18 protein-coding genes, 3 pseudogenes and 1 riboswitch are annotated in these 18,927 nt (G+C 36.2%); of the genes and pseudogenes, 7 read left to right on the top strand and 14 right to left on the bottom strand.

The annotated features are described in order from the left end of the window. Positions 1–9 precede the first annotated feature (9 nt). Positions 10–1,209: an MFS transporter gene (locus ACQKNI_RS01110; RefSeq protein ID WP_088229697.1), complete on the top strand. Its 1,200-nt coding sequence runs from the start codon at positions 10–12 to the stop codon at positions 1,207–1,209. Between the two features lie 100 nt (positions 1,210–1,309). Further along, positions 1,310–2,569: a serine hydrolase domain-containing protein gene (locus ACQKNI_RS01105; protein WP_427282112.1), complete on the top strand. Its 1,260-nt coding sequence runs from the start codon at positions 1,310–1,312 to the stop codon at positions 2,567–2,569. Positions 2,570–3,015: 446 nt separating this feature from the next. Here ACQKNI_RS01105 and ACQKNI_RS01100 read toward each other — a convergent pair. The 3 genes and pseudogenes from ACQKNI_RS01100 to ACQKNI_RS01090 all read right to left on the bottom strand — a co-directional run. After that, positions 3,016–3,212 (bottom strand): annotated as a pseudogene (locus ACQKNI_RS01100) (IS4 family transposase); the annotation flags it as partial. A gap of 96 nt (positions 3,213–3,308) precedes the next feature. Then, positions 3,309–4,676: a short-chain fatty acid transporter gene (locus ACQKNI_RS01095; protein ID WP_098253127.1), complete on the bottom strand. Its 1,368-nt coding sequence runs from the start codon at positions 4,674–4,676 to the stop codon at positions 3,309–3,311. Positions 4,677–4,851: 175 nt separating this feature from the next. After that, positions 4,852–5,841: a ketoacyl-ACP synthase III gene (locus tag ACQKNI_RS01090; protein WP_070144492.1), complete on the bottom strand. Its 990-nt coding sequence runs from the start codon at positions 5,839–5,841 to the stop codon at positions 4,852–4,854. Between the two features lie 64 nt (positions 5,842–5,905). Between ACQKNI_RS01090 and ACQKNI_RS01085 the strand changes: the two are divergent. Continuing rightward, positions 5,906–6,100, top strand: a pseudogene (locus tag ACQKNI_RS01085) (3-hydroxyacyl-ACP dehydratase FabZ); the annotation flags it as partial. A gap of 116 nt (positions 6,101–6,216) precedes the next feature. Beyond that, a complete protein-coding gene (gene plsY / locus ACQKNI_RS01080) occupies positions 6,217–6,849 on the top strand; it encodes a glycerol-3-phosphate 1-O-acyltransferase PlsY (RefSeq protein WP_427282111.1) in 633 nt (210 codons plus the stop codon). Positions 6,850–7,334: 485 nt separating this feature from the next. On the opposite strand, the gene ACQKNI_RS01075 is transcribed toward plsY, so the two are convergent. Both ACQKNI_RS01075 and ACQKNI_RS01070 read right to left on the bottom strand, forming a co-directional pair. Next, positions 7,335–9,086, bottom strand: a complete 1,752-nt coding sequence (locus ACQKNI_RS01075; RefSeq protein WP_427282110.1) for a GMC family oxidoreductase — start codon at positions 9,084–9,086, stop codon at positions 7,335–7,337. A gap of 283 nt (positions 9,087–9,369) precedes the next feature. Continuing rightward, positions 9,370–9,495, bottom strand: a complete 126-nt coding sequence (locus ACQKNI_RS01070) for a hypothetical protein (protein WP_222127083.1) — start codon at positions 9,493–9,495, stop codon at positions 9,370–9,372. Between the two features lie 86 nt (positions 9,496–9,581). On the opposite strand from ACQKNI_RS01070, the gene ACQKNI_RS01065 reads away from it, so the two are divergent. Together ACQKNI_RS01065 and ACQKNI_RS01060 are read left to right on the top strand one after the other, a co-directional pair. After that, complete coding sequence (locus ACQKNI_RS01065) at positions 9,582–9,731, top strand: TIGR00366 family protein (RefSeq protein ID WP_170933744.1); 150 nt, start codon at positions 9,582–9,584, stop codon at positions 9,729–9,731. Next, positions 9,721–10,104, top strand: a pseudogene (locus tag ACQKNI_RS01060) (TIGR00366 family protein); the annotation flags it as partial. The gene ACQKNI_RS01065 and the pseudogene ACQKNI_RS01060, both read left to right, overlap by 11 nt. 169 nt (positions 10,105–10,273) lie before the next feature. On the opposite strand, the gene ACQKNI_RS01055 reads toward ACQKNI_RS01060, so the two are convergent. The 3 genes from ACQKNI_RS01055 to ACQKNI_RS01045 form a co-directional block, all read right to left on the bottom strand. Continuing rightward, positions 10,274–10,636 carry a group-specific protein gene (locus tag ACQKNI_RS01055; protein ID WP_427282109.1) on the bottom strand — a complete coding sequence of 121 codons (363 nt, stop codon included), beginning with the start codon at positions 10,634–10,636 and terminating at the stop codon, positions 10,274–10,276. Positions 10,637–10,661: 25 nt separating this feature from the next. Continuing rightward, complete coding sequence (locus tag ACQKNI_RS01050; RefSeq protein ID WP_098253132.1) at positions 10,662–11,099, bottom strand: SWIM zinc finger family protein; 438 nt, start codon at positions 11,097–11,099, stop codon at positions 10,662–10,664. 204 nt (positions 11,100–11,303) lie between these two features. Further along, complete coding sequence (locus ACQKNI_RS01045; protein ID WP_000171472.1) at positions 11,304–11,564, bottom strand: hypothetical protein; 261 nt, start codon at positions 11,562–11,564, stop codon at positions 11,304–11,306. Between the two features lie 99 nt (positions 11,565–11,663). Beyond that, positions 11,664–11,762: riboswitch (SAM riboswitch) on the bottom strand. A gap of 123 nt (positions 11,763–11,885) precedes the next feature. On the opposite strand from ACQKNI_RS01045, the gene ACQKNI_RS01040 reads away from it, so the two are divergent. Further along, entirely contained in the window at positions 11,886–12,077 is a 192-nt protein-coding gene (locus tag ACQKNI_RS01040) for a hypothetical protein (RefSeq protein ID WP_000554029.1), read from the top strand. Positions 12,078–12,109: 32 nt separating this feature from the next. On the opposite strand, the gene ACQKNI_RS01035 is transcribed toward ACQKNI_RS01040, so the two are convergent. From ACQKNI_RS01035 to ACQKNI_RS01010, 6 genes are all read right to left on the bottom strand, one after another. Further along, positions 12,110–12,832, bottom strand: coding sequence for a YwiC-like family protein (locus tag ACQKNI_RS01035; RefSeq protein ID WP_427282108.1), 723 nt, complete (start codon positions 12,830–12,832; stop codon positions 12,110–12,112). Positions 12,833–13,016: 184 nt separating this feature from the next. Then, positions 13,017–13,718: an ECF transporter S component gene (locus tag ACQKNI_RS01030; protein WP_427282107.1), complete on the bottom strand. Its 702-nt coding sequence runs from the start codon at positions 13,716–13,718 to the stop codon at positions 13,017–13,019. Next, positions 13,691–15,346 carry an ABC transporter ATP-binding protein gene (locus ACQKNI_RS01025; RefSeq protein ID WP_427282221.1) on the bottom strand — a complete coding sequence of 552 codons (1,656 nt, stop codon included), beginning with the start codon at positions 15,344–15,346 and terminating at the stop codon, positions 13,691–13,693. Before ACQKNI_RS01025 ends, ACQKNI_RS01030 begins: the two co-directional genes overlap by 28 nt. Then, complete coding sequence (locus tag ACQKNI_RS01020) at positions 15,325–16,203, bottom strand: energy-coupling factor transporter transmembrane component T (protein WP_088229711.1); 879 nt, start codon at positions 16,201–16,203, stop codon at positions 15,325–15,327. The genes ACQKNI_RS01025 and ACQKNI_RS01020 overlap by 22 nt, the downstream gene beginning before the upstream one ends. A 22-nt stretch (positions 16,204–16,225) precedes the next feature. After that, complete coding sequence (locus ACQKNI_RS01015) at positions 16,226–17,023, bottom strand: DUF4430 domain-containing protein (protein WP_098253136.1); 798 nt, start codon at positions 17,021–17,023, stop codon at positions 16,226–16,228. 56 nt (positions 17,024–17,079) lie between these two features. After that, positions 17,080–18,837: a DUF4430 domain-containing protein gene (locus ACQKNI_RS01010; RefSeq protein WP_427282106.1), complete on the bottom strand. Its 1,758-nt coding sequence runs from the start codon at positions 18,835–18,837 to the stop codon at positions 17,080–17,082. Positions 18,838–18,927: the final 90 nt, after the last annotated feature.

Genomic DNA, 18,927 nt, shown 5'->3' with positions numbered 1-18,927 from the left:
GGGATGACGATGCAAAGTGAAAAACTTTGGACGAAGGATTTCCTCGGAACTTGTTTTAGTAGTCTATTTCTCTTTTTAACATTTTACATGCTTATGACTACTCTACCCGTCTACGTTATAGACGGCCTAAAAGGAAAACCTGAGGAAATTGGTTTAGTTGCAACTGTTTTTCTTATTTCATCTGTTTTATGTAGACCATTCACAGGAAAATGGCTCGATGATTTAGGAAGAAAGAAAATATTATTTATTTCACTTTCACTATTTTTAGCCGCTACTGTTATGTATTTCGGTGCGCAAAGTTTATTTTTATTACTTGCCCTTCGCTTCTTACATGGCATTGGGTTCGGGATGGCAACTACTGCAACTGGTACGATTGTAACTGATGTTGCGCCAATTCATAAACGTGGTGAAGCACTTGCTTATTACGGCGTATTTATGAGTCTGCCAATGGTAATTGGTCCTTTTTTAGGTTTAACAATTATTTCCCATTTTTCATTTACTGTACTATTTATTGTTTGTTCCGTATTTTCATTACTCGCATTTTTATTAGGATTAGTAGTGAATATTCCTCATGAAGAACCGGTAAGCAAACAAAAACGAGAAAAAATGAACTGGAAAGACTTAATTGAACCATCCTCTATTCCAATCGCTCTAACAGGATTTGTTTTAGCCTTTTCTTATAGTGGTATTTTATCCTTTATTCCTATTTATGCAAAAGAACTCGGTTTAGGAGAGGTTGCTAGTTACTTCTTTATTGTATACGCACTTGTTGTTGTAATTTCTCGTCCATTTACAGGAAAAATCTTTGATCGTTTCGGTGAAAATGTACTTATTTATCCAGCTATTATTATCTTCACAATTGGAATGTTCGCTTTAAGTCAAGCGCAAACTCCATTTTGGTTCCTAAGCGCAGGTGTATTAATCGGTTTAGGCTACGGAACATTAATTCCTAGCTTCCAAACGATTGCAATTTCTGCCGCTCCAAACCATCGACGTGGTTCTGCGACAGCTACTTACTACTCGTTCTTTGATAGCGGCATTGGCTTTGGTTCTTTCATTTTAGGTATAGTCGCTGCGAAATCAAGTTATCATAATATGTATTTTATCGCGGCTATTATCGTTGCGTTCACTTTACTTCTATATTATGGATTACACGGACGAAAACAAAAATTCAAGAAACAACGTACAGACGGACAAGTATCCGCTTAACATAAATAAGGAAAGTAAACTTCTCCGTTTACTTTCCTTATTTTGTATTTCTTTCAATAGAAGCGTATACTTATAATAGCATCAACAAGGAGGGACCTATATGAAACTAAAAAAATCTCCCCTACTCTTACTCATACTCACATTTATATTTGTAATTACAGGGCTTGGTTTTACTTACTTCAAACATAATAAAATGACTCCATCTAAAGATAATGTCACTAAGAAAAATTGGTTAGACGATCCTTACTTACGTTGGTCGTACACGCATATGAAAGAATTCACCTTAATTAACGAGGTACATAATAACCCTAATCAAATTTCCCACTTCCCTACTGCATTACAAAACTTAGACGATTTTGCTGTGGAGCGTAGATTCGGAAATACAACGCCTCTAAAAAAACTTTTAGACGAAAACAAAACAGATGCTTTCGTCGTTTTACATAATGGACAACTTGTTTATGAACGATATTTCAATGGATATAAAGAGAATGAACCTCATGGTATGGCATCATTAGCAAAAGTATTTACCGGGGCAATTATACAATCTCTCGCTGAAGCAAATCGTATTGATGTAGAGAAAACGGCTGAAACGTACGTAAAAGAATTAAAAAACACACCTTTCGGTAATGCCTCGCTGCAACAATTAATGGACATGCAAGTTTCTGCAGAATACCCGACTCACGGATATGAACATCCAGCGTTAGAAAATCAAGATGCGCAACTATATTTAGCTAGCAATATTTTACCTCGAGGTAAAAACTACGACGGTCCGATGAGCATTTATGATATGTTGCGAGAAGCGGAAGAAACTGCACCATCTGGTTCTACTTTTTCTTACGATGACGGATCAGCTGAAACGCTCGCTTGGATTATTCGAAACATTACTGGTAAATCTCTAGCTGAAAATGTAAGTGAACGAATTTGGTCTCAAATTGGTATGGAAGAAAACGCGTATTACGTTACAGATGAAACAAAAGTAGAACAAGCAAGCGCTGGCTTAAATGCAACTGCTAGAGATATGGCTAGATTTGGACAATTACTATTAAACAACGGGGAATATAATGGAAAGCAAATCCTCCCCTCTTCTATTACTGAAGATATAAAAAATGTCCAAGAAGGTGAACTTGAGGTTGGCCCTGGATCTTCCATTTCTTATCATAATCAATGGTGGATTCCGCACAATGAACAAGATGCTTTCGAAGTGTTAGGTAGTTACGGACAAACACTTTACATCGATCCGAAAGCAAATATGGTAATTGTCCACTTCTCTTCTAACGCTACGCCAAGTAATGAAATCCATTCAGTTTACTCCAATATGTATATTGATATTGCGCATCATTTGGAGAAGCTTCCACAGTAGTGGAAGCTTTTTTTATTGGAGTGTTTTATTTACACCAAACCTATAAGTTATTAGAAGATACTGCAACAAGAAATACCATTTAAAAAAGAATCTCTCTTGATAAAGAGAGATTCTTTTCTTATTTCTTTTTCTTTTCTGTCGGTTGGCTTTGTTTAGCGAAATTAGATGAATCATCGAAATTCGGTTGCTTTTTACCAGCATTATTACTTCTACCTTTTCCCATATGTAATCCCTCCCTTCACCCTTACTATTCCCAATAAAAAATTCCTCTTGCATCCAAGAAGAGTTTTTTATTGTCTCTTATTCATAATGTCCAACAGTTCTCGTAGTACTTCCAACACTCCCGGTTCTGCCATACCATATTGAATACTTTTAACCACGGTGTTGATGGTGGTCATCATGCTGAGCTTGATAAAGAACAGCTTGCGGATAAAAACCCCTGTATATTCCATACATGTGAAAGAAGTTTTAGTGGCATTTTGACTCACCCAAGCACATAAAGTAACTAAATACTTGCTTGGTACCTACCTGTTTGTTGCACAAAACCAACATCTCTAGCAATATCTCGTAAGATATTTGGAGATAAGAATCTTTAAAATTCTTGAGCAAATAATTGTAATTCATCAGATACAGAAATAGACATAAAAAAACGCTATCCTTTCCTATGTATTTACAGAAAGAATAGCGTTTTTTTCATTTTAATGGTATTACTTGATAGTGATGTGTATTCCTATGAAAGCTAATATACAAATAACATCAATAAACTTGTAACTATCCCAACCCAAATGCAGAGAATGAAACAATACCCCATAATGTCTTTAATTTTCAATCCCAGCACACCTAAAAGAGGTAGTGCCCAGAACGGCTGAATCAAATTTGTCCATGCGTCCCCCCAGCCTACCGCCATAGCGATAGTAGCCGGATCTACACCTAACTTCAATCCTGCCGGAACCTGCAGTGGCCCTTGCAAAGCCCATTGTCCCCCGCCAGATGGTGCCAATAAGTTCACCAATCCCGCTGACCAATATGTAAATATATCAAATGTATCCTTTGACGCAATGGATGCCATCCATTCAATGATTGAGCTTCCCAACCCTGAACTACCTAAAACAGCGATAATCCCCGCATAAAATGGAAACTGTAGGATAATCGGAGAGATGGATTGCGCAGATTCTTTGAATCCTTGTGCAAAGTTACCAAGAGAACCATGCAGGAGCAAACCAAGTGACAAGAAAAACAAATTAATGATATTTAAATCTAAACTACGACCGTTCACGAATTCATAAACACAATACAACGTGCCAATTGCACCTAATACTATTCCTAGAACCGGTGTCCATTCTAGTTTTTCCGCAACAGTTAAATTCTTTTGAGGAGGTTTTACAAAAGAATTTGTATCAGTTTCGGGTGCTTTATAGCTGATAATCCCACTTTTTGGAGCCATAAGTACAATAATAATTGGCATCGTGATGAGTAGAGCGAAAAAAATAATTAGAGTAGAATAACTAAAGATTGTTTGTGAGGTAGGAATAATTCCAATCATATCTACAAGAAAATGATCCTTTGTGGCAATTGTCAGGCCAATAGAACTTGAAAGACCTGCGCTATATAAGGCTGTCGGAGCATAAGCAGCTGCTACAAGTAATGGAAAATGTGCATTCGGATTCTTTTTCGCTACTTCCTTCGCAATGATCGCTCCCACAACTACAGCTAGTCCCCAATTGATATAGTATGCAATTGCACTGATCAAAAATGTCATCGTATAAGCCTTTTGAGGTGTATCGGCTAACTTTGCAATAGACTGCAAGCCTCTATTAATAAACGGGACAGAAGCTAGCGTCATCCCTGTAACCATTAGCAATACCATTTGCATTGTAAACGTTAAATAAGTCCAAAATCCATCCCCCCAAGATTTTACGATTTTGTACGGATCTGAGGGATTCATCAACAAAGCTATAATGAAAGTAAATAAAGTGAGCAGCACCGCAATAACAAAGGCATCTGGGACATATTTCTGAGACCATCTCGAAAATACATTTGCACATCGTGTAAGCAATGATTCTTTCTTTCCTGGCTCTGGATTTGTCTCCAATAAGGAATGTTTCATAAATATTCTCCTTTCTAAATTTTAATAAGGTAAATATAAATAACATTCCACAAAAGAAAATAAAATCCTTTTACACTTGCTGCACACGAATCAACTAGATCTACATTCGAATATCTAAATGCCGTTACTTTCAATCTCTCAAATACGTTTATGTTACTATTGGATATTTCATCTCCTATTCCTTTGCTAAATGCCATTTAATGATATGTCCAGCGTGTGTAAGACCTCCTCCAAACCCATAGAGTAAGAGAGTGTCCCCTTTTTTCACCTTTCCTTCATTCATACCTATGTCTAATGCTAATGGAATGGAGACAGAAGAAGTATTTCCCATGTATGTTACACTTGTTAACGTTTTATCCAGTGGGAAACCTGATTTTTCACATATAGATTCAATCATTCGTAAATTAGCACTATGTGGAACAAACCAGTTCACCTCTTCCAGTTGTAACTCTGCTTGACATAACAATTCTTTAATACCAATTGGTAGTGTCCGTGCTGCCCACTTATATACTTCTCTTCCATTTTGAACTATCTTCCCATGTGTTCTTAAAGGATTTCCAAACATGGTAGTAGATAAATTTTTACGATATACATGCATACCTCCTTCCCCATTTGTCCCAATATGGGTAGCTATAAAGCTAGACTCTTCTTCATCTTTCTCTACTAAAACAGCTGCGGCTCCATCTCCAAATAAGATACATGTAGTTCGATCTGTATAGTCTGTAATCTTAGATAAGGTTTCTGTCGTTACAATTAAAATCTTGCGATGAAGGCCAGATGTAATTAAACCATTCGCCAGATGTAATCCATATGTAAAACCAGCACAAGTCGCATTGAAATCAACAGCACCTGTATGTTGAATATTAAAATACTCTTGTATTTGGCAGGCTACACTTGGAAAAGTGTAGTCAGGCGTAGTTGTTGAAACGAGAATACAATCCACGTCGACAAGACTTTTATGATAACGTTCCACTAAGTTTTCAATAGCTTTAAAAGCTAATGTAGAGGCATATTCGTTATCACCAGTAATTCTTCTTTCCTTCATCCCAGTTCTTTGTACAATCCATGCATCATTTGTATCTACTAATTTTTCTAAATCATCATTGGTCAGCTTTTTTTCAGGTACATAGGTACCAATAGCTGTAATTCTTGCTTTTGATTGCATACATTTATCCCCCTTTACTATTTTTACACTTAGTTATATAATCAAATAATAGTACTAGGTACTAATATTTGTCAATATTCAACAAATAGAAGAAATTATTCCCCATCGTTATCCCCTTTTATTAATTGATCGGATCATTGAAGTAGAAGAAGGAAAGCGTGCAGTTTAGATCCAAAATGTTGTAACTAATGAAGGATTTTTTACTAGTATTTTTTCTGGCTATTCAGTCATATTTAACGTCCTTATTGTAGATGCCCTTTTAACATGAATAAATCCGTAGAAGTTTATTGAAAAATTTTCTCGAGAAGAACAATGCTAAAACCCTGTATTGATGTAGAAAAAAGAAATTCAGAATAATATAAAGGGAGAAGAGTGATGATTGATATTTTAAAGATTTTTGCGGCCTTAGTTTTGGGATACCTTTTAGGAAGCCTTAATACAGCGGTAATTGTAGGGGTAATATATGGCAAGGACATAAGAAGCCATGGAAGCAAAAGCGCCGGGCTTACCAATACTCTGAGGGTACTTGGGAAATCTGCTGCGGTGTTTGTTCTTGCGGGAGATATATTAAAAGGGGTAATTGCCTGTTATATAGGCTTGTTCCTTAGCGTTTACTTTTATTCGGGAGAGGCTAAAGATTGCGTAAGCCTTTTAGCGGCGGGCGCAGGAGCGGTTATAGGGCATAACTGGCCGGTATATTTTGGGTTTAAAGGAGGAAAGGGAGCACTTACAGCAGTGGCTGTACTGTTTATGGTTGACTGGGTTATGGCCCTTTTATGCCTTGGCTTTTTTGTGATAATAGTAGCTTTAACCCGTTATGTCTCTTTAGGTACAATATGTGCTACATTGCTTGTTGCGGTCATTTCATTTATTCCTGTTTTTGGGAATACCTTATATTTTTATATATTTGCATTCCTAATGGCGTTTATGGTTATTTTCAGGCATATGGAAAATATACAAAGGCTGCTTTTAGGAACAGAAAATAAACTTATTTTTCCACGGCGTTGAGCATGTCGTCAAAATAGAAAAAAATTGGGGTTAGTTAACCGTTTAAGGGGGACGGCAACGATTCTTTACTTTTGGAGCCACTCAAGAAAAATGTACTTTATAATCCTATTTTTGGTATATCTCCTACCTTAGTAGCAATAAAGGGTTAATATAAGTCATCACATCATGCGTAAATATTAACGTACACATTGAATAGAAGAAATCAAAAAATACGTTATCCTTTCCTATGATTCTACAGAAAGAATAGCGTATTTTTTATTTTAGGGGGTATTTTGTTTTGTTAGCTTGATAGCGATGTGGTGCTATCCCATACCCATCAAACTAAAATTTTATGGTTCTTTGACTACTAATAATGATGTGTCACGTTAACCTGACGTGTATAGAATATACACCATAAATTTTATTGGATAAGCACACAAGCTAAATTATTCTATTTGAATACAAAATATTCTTTATGTTAAGTTAACTATTGATATATATAGAATTCATTTTTTATTTCTTATCGATTTACATTCATAATCTTTAATTTCCTGATCATCCACCACATATGGGCAAGGATCCTCTCGAATAAAACGTACTGCATTTAATCCTATCATTTGGGCTGGTATTGACGTATTACCATCCGGTAAAATCGGAGAGATAGAAAGGTCAGCAACTTTAAGATTTTTGGTCCCAAAGACATTCAAAAATCCATCAAGAACTCCTTCTTTAATATTTTTCCCCATCTTACATTGCCCTCCGAAGTGAGTGAAAAGGGAATACGAAGCTCTGACAAAACCAGCCAATTTAGCCCGCTTTTCATTATCGTCCAAAATTTTAAATATACTTTCATCAGGAAAGACTACTTGATAGATGCCTTCCGGATCGAGTTCACGTGCTCTAACAATCATATTATACGTCTCAATATATTGATCCACCATGAAATTTAGGTCATCTGGATTTGCCAACGGGTTTAAATCAATAGTTGGATATGCCTCTGGGTCACTATGAGAAACCATGACAGTACCTCGGCTGCTTGGATTTACATCTGCAATTCCGATACTCATAATATTACTAGAATTTGTCTCATTAAAATCCCAACCATTTATCGCAATTTCCTGACTGGGTACAAAAAACGGAAATGGAAGGCCTAATAATTGAAGGCGCCGGCCACCAATAGGGTTATTGACTTTTTTAAATGCTCCAAATGCTCCTGGCTGATTAGGATCAGCAGCCAATACCTGAAGAAGTCTTCCTGTTTCCACTCTAATTCCCATACCGACAGAATAGTGTGTTTGGAAGTTGTATCCGACTTGAGGGCTTTCTACTAAAGGCGATATGCCAGCTTTAGCTAAATCTTCAGGCTTACCAATACCTGAGCGTTGAAGTATGACGGAGGAAAATTGGCCTGCAGAGACAATGATTCCTTTTCGGGCATAACTTCGTTGTGACACCCCATTCTTAACATATTGAACGCCAACAGCAATGTTAACTCCTCTTTTTTCTTTAAATAGAATTTTATCTACTGTTGTTTTTGAAAAGATGACCAATTTTCTCTGATCAACTCCAAATTCATCTGATTGGAATTCATTTCCTTGCGTAACAATTTGATTGTTTAAATATCCGGTTGCCGTCGAGGAACGAACCAATTTTCCATTTTCCATCTTTTGAATATATTGGCCTTTTAAGGCTGTAACATCTCTTATCCCTGTATTGTAATCCTCTGCAATTGGTATATTAAAAACTTCTGAAGCGGCTTGTGCTAAAGTTTGGATTAATCCTTGATCAGGAATGTTTTGTTGTCTAATAAAAATAGGTCCGTTACTTCCACGTTCTTGAGGACTTTGCGTCATTCCTGTATACGTTTCATTTTTAATAAATAATGAGCGAATACTATCATAATTCCATGCGTTATTATCAACTAATTGTGCCCATACATCATAAAGATCACGACTGCCACGTACAGCTAACATCTGATTATGTTCAGAACTTCCACCAATGACACGACCACTTTGTGTTATCAACTGACGACCTAACGTTTGCTCAATTATAGTAGTGACATGAAATGAATGTCTATTATCAGCAGCATTTAAAATAGAAACTATAAGATTAGGACTGCTTAATTCCTCTGTCATATTTGTTCCTGCTTCAAGAACAAGCACGGAAGTACATTTATCATCCGTTAATTCTTTAGCAATTACCCCTCCGGCAGTACCGGCACCAATCACAATATAATCAAAAATATATTTCTTTGACATCCTATTATTCCTTTCAGTATAAAATTTAAAACAATAAATTCCTATACAATATACTATTAACATATCGGGTTGGCTGCCTGTACTTATGTAGTAGATTAATAGTTTAGAAATGGCTTAGCTCTTATAATAGGATGCTATGTTAACTTTACATGAATATCATATTGCATAAACTTAGCTTGATAGCGATGTAGCTAGCCTATAAAAATCCATATATAGACATTTATAGATTTTTGTTTTTAAATCATTGCAACCATCCGCCGATTTGAAAGATTGTTTACTCCTTCTATTTTTTCATAGCCTTATCGACATTTTGATCGAACGTTTCTTGATAGAGATCAACCGAAGTTTTCACCTCTTCAATCAGTCCATCGCAGAAAGCAACAACGTCTGTTCCTGTAACTTCAAGCACCTTTAAATACCCGAATTTTCAATCTATTGAAGATTATCACCTAACCAACCTCGAATAATTGACATACATAAGGAGGTTGATCTATTTTGTTTCGTTCATTTACAAATGGTTGCGTCGCCTTAGTGCAACGCTTCTTGCCAGAACCGTTTATTTTATCATGTTTATTAACTGTTTTCGTTATCTTCTTCGGCATGTTTGCAACGCACCAAACACCGGTTGAGATGATTAATCATTGAGGCAAATAGTGAAGGACTTTCACTTGGCGGAGCTATTTCTAATTTCTTTATTAGCATTTCAAACGAAACGACTTTCCCGCTCTTTACATTTTTAAGTGCTGGCATCGTTAATATTTTCGTTCCATCTGGTGGCAGTCAATGGGCTGTACAAGCACCAATTATGATTCCAGCTGGCGCTGAACTTGGTGTACCTGCTGCAAAAACAGCGATGGCCATTACGCGAGGCGATGCTTGGACGAATTTAATTCAACCTTTCTGGGCATTACCAGCATTAGCGATAGCTGGTTTAGGTGCTCGTGATATTATGGGATTTTGCGTTGTTAACTTACTATATGCTGGTTTTATCATTAGTCTATGCTTCTTATTTATTTAAATAAAAAGCTAGTTTTATACTAGCTTTTTTACATAATAAATTATTTACCCCGCATTAACGGGCAGTAAACTCTCATCCATACGCAAAGCAGTTAGGTGTGAGATCAACTGCCCGTAAATGCCCGATTGGTTCAACTAATAATCAGTGGGAAGAACAAAACCCCCACTGATTAAAGTTTCACTTTATTTCCCATGCAATTTATAATCGTTTCCCACCCTATCTCCGTAAGATGTAATGACTCAAATGCAAAAAAATCTTCACATACTTTTTCAATTAGATGTGGATTTCCCCTTAAGAAATCCCACCGTAACACTTTAGGAAGAAAATACATTTCATATTCTTTACTTCCCCGTACCACCTCATCCACTTCTCTTTCACAAATGCCTCGTATTAAATAATCATTTCTTAATTGTATTTGAACTTGCCCGAACACTTCGCTACATTTCTTCAATTGAAGTAAACATGTAATGTACGTCCGAAAAAGTTCATCATCATACTGACAACACTTTATAATACGATCAAGTTCATTCATAATGTACGAGCCTTTTCTTTCATAGTTAAAGCTTCCCCTTCTTTAACATCTTCTCTACAACTTGCACGTTTTTCGAACTTTGCAACAATCGGTTTAATACTGTAAGTAACTCCTCTTTTTCTAAATCTTCCAGTTTCTCTTTAACTGTACTCTCACCTACATGTTGAATATCATAAACAACTGCCGCCATATGCTTGCAAAGATTCTCATACGGACATTCGCAGCTACTTTCTGCGAAATCTTCTAGATCAATAATTACTTCATAGTTTCCTGCATTTCCAGTAACAAAAGCAAATACTTTCTTATCGTGTATTTCAACATCTTCTACATGCCCATCTTCGTAATATTCATATCCTCTATCTATAATATACTTTGGAATCCATTTCGTTATATCTTTTAATAAGTAAGCGTACATACTTGCACCTCTTCCTTTAATTCCCTTTTGACTTAAAAAAACCTGCATGTTATTCTAATAACTGTCAAATAGCGAGTCTATATGACAAAACGACTGACACCTATTCGGCGGAGGTGTCTCTTTTCATTTGCAGCCGATACGAAGTGCCTCTTTCAGGCACATTCAATCTTTGACACTACACACTCAACACCATTCCCTGTATCAGGCTGCTTTAGCAGTCTTTTACACTACATACTTCAAAAAAAAGAGAGCCTAGCTCCCTTTTCTCGCCTTATAAAATACCCCTTTTTCAGCATAGAGATATTCATCATCAGCTAAAGTAATTTTCCCATCCAGTTTTAGTTCGTCTAATAGCCTTGATAAATAAAATTGATGTAACATCTTTTTCGTGAATTTTCCTTCATGATGCGAAACGATATGTTCTTGAATATCTAACAATGATATTGGCTTATCTTGCTCTATCATATATTCATAAACTGTACTACGCAGTTTTACGTATTTTTCGAGTGTCACAGTAATGCGCAACCCCTTTCTTCTTAATATAAATTTTCGTAATCGGTTTTTTTTGCAACAAAAAAACCTCTCCGATAAGAAGAAGTTACGTATATCTTCGTCTTATCTCCCAGAACAAATATGTTCTGCTGGAATTAGCACCTGCATCGCGGTTGCTGGGTTTCATCGGGCCAGTCCCTCCACCTCTCTGGATAAGAAAATATTCACTTTAAAATTAACTATACGTAATTTCACTTTAATTGTCAAACAAATATAACAAATTATATTTTCTTTTTTACTGTTCATACTATACATATATGAACATTCAAGGAGGAGTATGAAATGCATCAAAACGCCCGTGGATATGTACAAGATTCTTTTCAATCATTACAAGAAGCAAAACATTGTTTAGAAGAAGCACTACAGACTGTTGAAAAAGATTTTAATCGCGCTCGTATTGAACAATCCCTTTATGCGATCGAACAAGCTATTCAACGCTGCGATTACACCGTTCACATTTTAGAACAAGATTGAAAAAACTTCCCATCATACGGTGGGAAGCTTTTTCAAATGGCATACTTCATTATTATTGCCGTTATGATTAGAAAATATACAGAATTAACAATTTCTAAAATTCCTACTTTTATGATAGAGATTTTTTTGCCATACAACACAATTGCTCGAATAACACTTGGTACAAAAATAAGAGAACACCACGGATTCATAGTAAAAATGATAATCGTTAATACAATATGATACCCCCAAGATATAAGACGATATTTCGGGTTATTTTTCTCACGAATCATCGTTTTTACATAAAACGTACTTCCTAAAAAATATAAAAATGAAATAAGCGCAATGAATAATGCTGTTGTATCTATGAGTTTCATTGAAAAATAATAACTGACTAAACCACCGATACAGAAAACAATAATCGCGCTAATGTCATTTAGTAATGCTCTTTCATTCTTTTGACGAGCGTAATACATATTTACAATAAACAATGGAATCATGACTACTACGAATAAAAGAATTCGCCATTCATATAATAAAGAAATCATTCCAAATATGAATGCAATCATAAAATACACAATTGCAGCGTGTAAAAACTCTTTTTTTCGTCTTTGCTTTATGTACATGAGAAATGGATACGTTGCTAAATAGATAAAGAACCACGCTAAAAACAATGGAATATGATAAATGGTAGGTTTCCCAAGTATGACACTTAATAGAAACGGTATAACAAGCATGGCCCATGCACCATGTTGCTTCGGAATAACTAACTTCATTAACTATACACCTCCCTTTTGAAAATAGTTCTCACCTACTATTATACAAATAATTTTATATAATAACGGATATATATTAGATCTATTTTTTGACAACAAAAAATGCTCCTTACAATATGTAAGAAGCATGAAAGAGGCAAACGAATATGTAAGTCGCGACCCTACCTTATAAGAGTATGCTTTTCTATGCCATGTTATGCTTATCTAATATGCCATATTTCCTTTTAAATCTTGTAAGAATCGTAATCCAAGATGTACTAAATAGTAGTAGAAAAATAACATTCGATATCGCGTGACTAAGATCGAAATAAAAACTTGCAGTATAGTAAGCAATAACTGTTTCCCACGTTGCTTCCTGTATAAACCCAAGAAGACCCCAAAAATTCATAATCCAGCCAAATAGAAATCCAACGGCAAATCCATATATGAGTCGTCCCCATAGTTTTTTCATCAAAAATGTATTTCGGAGTAATCCTGCTATGAAGCCAATCATACCCCACGAAAACATTTGCCACGGCGTCCACGGACCTTGTCCTAAAAAGATGTTAGACACAATCGCCGCTGTTGCACCGATCATAAAACCAGTTTCACTCCCAAACACAATTGCAGAAACGATAATAACGAAAGAAGTCGGTTGTACACTCGGTAAAATCGAAAATGGTACGCGGCTAACTGCTGCTATTGCCGCTAATACGGCAACGAGAACAATTTCACGTGAAACAAACGCCTTTCTTTCAAAGCGGATATAGAATGGTAACATAATAATAGCTAATACAAACAAACTACTTACCATGTAATAACCGTCCATAATAAGTGTTGTAAAGAGTAATGTACCTATTAGTAGCGCAAAAATACATATTATGAATGCAACATATCGTTTGGACACGCTTCGTACACATCCTCCCACGTTAATGCATATGGCAATTCTTTTCGAATGAATCGATTGATAGATGTTGTATAAAAGAAGTTACCACTAAAAAATTCTTTCGGTGCATCATTCATAATAACTGTTCCATCAAATAACATCATGCATTGATCCACGTATTTCGCCGCAAATTCAATATCATGCGTTGCCATTACAATCGTTGTACCTTCTTTTTGCAGCTTCTTAAATAGCTCTCCTACTCTCTCTTTCTTCCATGGATCCAATCCCTTTGTCGGTTCATCCAGTAATAATAACGTTGGCTTTGACAATAACGTTGTACATAACGCGAGTAATTGTTGCTCTCCCCCGCTACAATCATGCGGATGGCGTTCTTTAAGCGCATATAGCCAAAACTTTTTAAGCTGTTGTTCTGCCATTTCTCTTCCTTGTTCTCCGTATAATTCCCGTGCACGTTCATACACTTCATCCCACACTGTATCAAATGTAAAATGATAATATGGATGCTGCGATACATACCCGATCCTTTTAAACCGTTCTTTCGAATCAATTTTATGTATCACTTTCCCATTCCACTTTACTTTCCCTCTTCTCGCTTTTTGTAACCCCGCTAAAATCATCAAAAGTGTAGACTTACCTGTACCATTTTTTCCAACAAGAGCTACCCATTTTCCTTTCTCGATCGATACTGTTAAATCTCGTAAAATAAGCGGACTATTTTTTTCATATTGAAAAGATATATGCTCTGCACTTAAAATAATTTCTTGCTTTTCACTTTGTGCTATTGGCTCATATACATATGATATTGCTGAAAAATCATTCATTTTCATTTGCGCCTCTCGCACTGTAAACGGAATATCTTTCGCATTCCACTCTAAAAACAATCTTGGAATTTGCGGAATAAATGGACGGAACTTTTCTACTTCCCACATATTCGATACAACCGTTTTCGGACTACCGTCATACACGATTCGGCCGTTATTCATGCAAATGACGCGCGTTGCGAGTGGTATTACTTCATCTAAACGATGTTCACTTAAAATAATCGTAATTCCAAGCTCTTCATTAATACGCTTTAACAATCCTAAAAACTCTTTTGCAGCAATCGGATCTAACTGCGCTGTCGGTTCATCTAATAATAGTAGTTTCGGCTGCATAACTAATACCGCAGCTAAATTGACAAGTTGCTTTTGCCCGCCAGATAGCGTATGAACAGATTGGTGCAATAAATCTTGAAATCCTAAGAAACTAATAAGCTCAGCTATTCGTTTTTGAATAATATGAGATGGTAACCCGATATTTTCTAAAGAAAATGCTAATTCTTGAATCACTGTATCCATTACGAGCTGGTTTTCTGGATTTTGAAACACCATTCCAATTTCTTGTGCAGATAATAAATCTGGTACTCCCTCTAATAAAACACCTTCATAAAACAACTCTCCCGAACGCGTACCGATTGGAAGTAACTCCTTTTTAAAATGTTTTAATAAAGTCGTCTTCCCAGAACCCGATCCGCCCACAAGTGTAATGAACTCACCTTTTTGAACAGAAAGAGAAATATGCTGTAACGCGTATTCGTTTTCATCAGCATATACAAATGATAAATTGTTTATTTCTGCATGCGCCACCATATCCACTCCCTTCCTTCCATCATAATTGGTAAACTAATAAACATCGTAAATACTACAAACATCATCCCGTCGTATTGCTGAAATAGCATAGATTCGACTTTCGGATAAATAATTAATTTTCCTCCGCCATAATTACTAAAGATGACAGCAGCTATAAATAGAATTATTAAATAACTGAGCATATACCAATCGCGTTTTTCCATTCTATATCGAATATACGTTGTACGCTTCGTTACACCAAATCCACGAGCTTGCATAGAATCGGCCGTTTGCAGTGCATCTTCTAACGAACAAATTAATAACACTTGCAACAATTGCATACCATTTTTCACGCGTTCAATAATGGAACCTGCATCAACTTGTACACCTTTCGTTTTTTGTACGAGTGTAATTTTCTGCAACCGCCTAATAAACAACGGCACAAACCTTACTGTAATCATCGTTAACAATGCAACTTTCGGTGAAATTCTAGAAAACAAATATAAAAATTTATGACTTGAAATAATATCATTATACGACGCGAACGTGAACATAATCGCAACTAGTAATAATCCCATTACTAGTCCGAACATAATTGCCTCAAGCTTAATACGGCTATCACCTAACCAGAATAACGTAGTTCGGCCTCTATGCGTTAATAACGAATTAAATAAAATCACCATAAAAAAGAAGACGATTGTGCCCGGTAACATTTTTCTTATCTTTTCGCTATTCCCTTGCATCACATTTAACATAACGATTAATAGTATTGCTCCAATTAAAAAAAGAGGATGAAGACACATCATACATAGTATCATCACCCCGATATAATAGAAAAAATTCACAAAAGGATGTAAAGAAGAAAAACTTATTTTCATAGTCCTTTACCGAATGCCTTTCTTATTTTAATACAAACACCCACTCGATTGTATCTCCTGGTTTTACTGTCACTACACCAGCACTATGGTTTGGAAACGAACCGTTCACACGATATTTCCATCCACTAGTAGCGGTAATATCTTTTTCATATAAATCATTAATCCCTTTTACATAAATACCGTCTTTAGAGCCCATCGCATCCACATCTAATCCTGTACGCTGCAATACTTTATAAACAGTATCGCCTTCTTGTACATCAATCTTTTTCGCACCTAATAAGTATCCTTCATTACCTTTTACGGAAATAGTAACTTGTTTTGCTTTAGGTTCTGGTATTGGATCTGGTTTTTTTGGTTCAGGAGTTGGTACTGCCGGAGTCGGTATCGTTTTCTCCTCTTTATTCGGATCAACCTTTTGCTCCTGCTTCGGTGTTTCTTTCGGCTGATTCACAACCTTCGCTTCTTCATTTACTTCTTGCGCTTTCGGTTGCTGTTGTTTCTCTTCTTGTGCTTTTTGTTGTTCTGGTTGTTTCGTAGCAGCCGGTTGTTCCTGAGGCTTTTCTTCTTTCTTTACTTCTGGTTGTTCCTGAGGCTTCTCTTCTACTTTTTGTTCTTGTTTCTCTTTTTGCTCTTCTTGCTTATTTTGCTCTGGTTCAGCCTGTTTTTCTTCCGGTTTTACTTTATCTTTTTGTTCTTCTTGTTTCGCTACCTCTTCTTGCTTTGGTTCTACCTTCTTCTCTGGCTGTACAGCCGCCTCTTCACATCCGGCAAGTAGCCCGAGCGAAAGCATTAAAGAAATGAACCATTTCACCTTACTCATCTTATCTCTCACCTTTCATACGAAAATTAGGAGCAAATGATTGCTCCTAATTTTTGTTAAGCTGCTTTACGTCTCCATAATACATATGCAGAAGCAATACATAATACACCCATACCTACTTCTGCAGCCGCACTATGAGAAGATGCTCCTGTTTTTGGTAGCATGTTATCATTTCCGGATTTTTTATTTTTAGCCGGTTCGTTATCTACAACAACTTTTACATTTTCATTTTTTGTTTCTTGTTGCACTTGTTTTTCTTCTTGTGGTTGTTCAGTAACTTCTTTTTCTACTACAACTTTTTCTGAATCCACATTAGGTTTTGTATCTATTTCAGTGACAGATACATTTGACCAATCATAAATCGATTTCCCAGGCTCTTTAAACTGAATTAAAGCTAATAATGCTTGCTCTGTAGCTATTCCACTACCGTTTTGATCACTTGGTAACCATTTGAATTCACCATTTGGAAGTTGATATGACAGTAGATTTTGCATTGCCTTGTGAAGACGATTTTGATCTACATCTTTAACAAGTGATAATCCAATAATTGCTTGCGCAGTACTATTTGAATTTTCTTGTCCATCTGCAGAAAACCCGCCATTTTCTAGCTGCTCTTTATATAAATACGCAACAGCTTTTTGCACAGCTGGTTTCACATCTGGTCGCTCTTGATAAGGAGCTAATGCTGATAACACCATAGCCGTTACATCAACGCTACTAGCACTTTCTTTACTGCTTGCACTATCATAAGTCCAGCCACCATCTGTGTGTTGCGTGTTTAAAAGTGACTCTACTAACGCAACTCGATTCCATTTTGATTCAACTGGAATCTCATATTTCTTCGTATCAAATGCAAGTAAAGCAAATGCATAACCTGTAACAGAATTCACTTTATCTGATTCATACAATTTTTGAACTAAGTTATGTTCTCCTACCTTTTTAGGATCTGCATTCATTGCATTCATCATAATAATCGTTCTAGCTAAATCTGTTGCTGAAAAACGATTCACACGCTTTTCTACTTTTTCTGTTACTGCTTTAACGTAATTTAATTGCGCCTCAATTGGTACATTCTTACCAGAACGAGCAAGTCCTAAAGCTACCCAATCACTTTCAATTCCATCTTGTAACATCTTTTCAGACGTTTTAGAAATTGCTTCGTTTACTTGTGCTGCAGGAACTTGAATGTTCTCTTGCTTTGGTTCTTCTGGTTTTGGATCATCTGTCTTTGGTTCTTCTGGTTTTTCTTGCTTTGGATCATCCGTCTTTGGTTCTTCTGGTTTTTCTTGCTTTGGATCATCCGTCTTTGGTTCTTCTGGTTTTTCTTGCTTTGGATCATCTGTCTTTGGTTCTTCAACAGTTTTACAAGTTCCAAATTTATCTAATGTTTGTTGTAATGTTTCTTGACTCATATTGCTCCAGTCTGAAACATAGCGGAATACAATAACGTCTCCAGACTCTAATTTATAACTATCTGCCCCAACTTGTGCAGCTTTATCATTTACATCATACAACCAACCGCTTGTGTCCCCAGCCATTAAGCCGTCAATGCCTTTTACATACGTTCCAAACGACATCGTTTCAGATGTTACTTTGTCCCCCATGACTTTTTGCAGCAAACTTAAAGCTGTTTCCCCATCTTCAATTTGCTCTTCTTTCGGACATAACATAATGCCTTTTTGTGATTCACCAATAATTGCAAGTTTTGCTGTATTTCCTTCAGCAAACGTAATATGTACTGTATTCGCAAAAGAAACAAATACAAGTGTAACTGCCATTAACGACGTAAGCAGCCATTTTTTTAATGTTGCCATCCCAAAATTTCCTCCCTTACTACCATTTACACAAAAAAAGGCCCTTCAAGGGCGTGCGATTGACACTCTTTTTTTGTAAGTGCCGAACAA

The organism is Bacillus sp. NPDC094064 (assembly GCF_050279585.1).
Lineage (GTDB): Bacteria > Bacillota > Bacilli > Bacillales > Bacillaceae_G > Bacillus_A.
The sequence above is the reverse complement of the archived record's forward strand: the minus strand, read 5'-3'. Positions and strand labels throughout refer to the sequence as shown.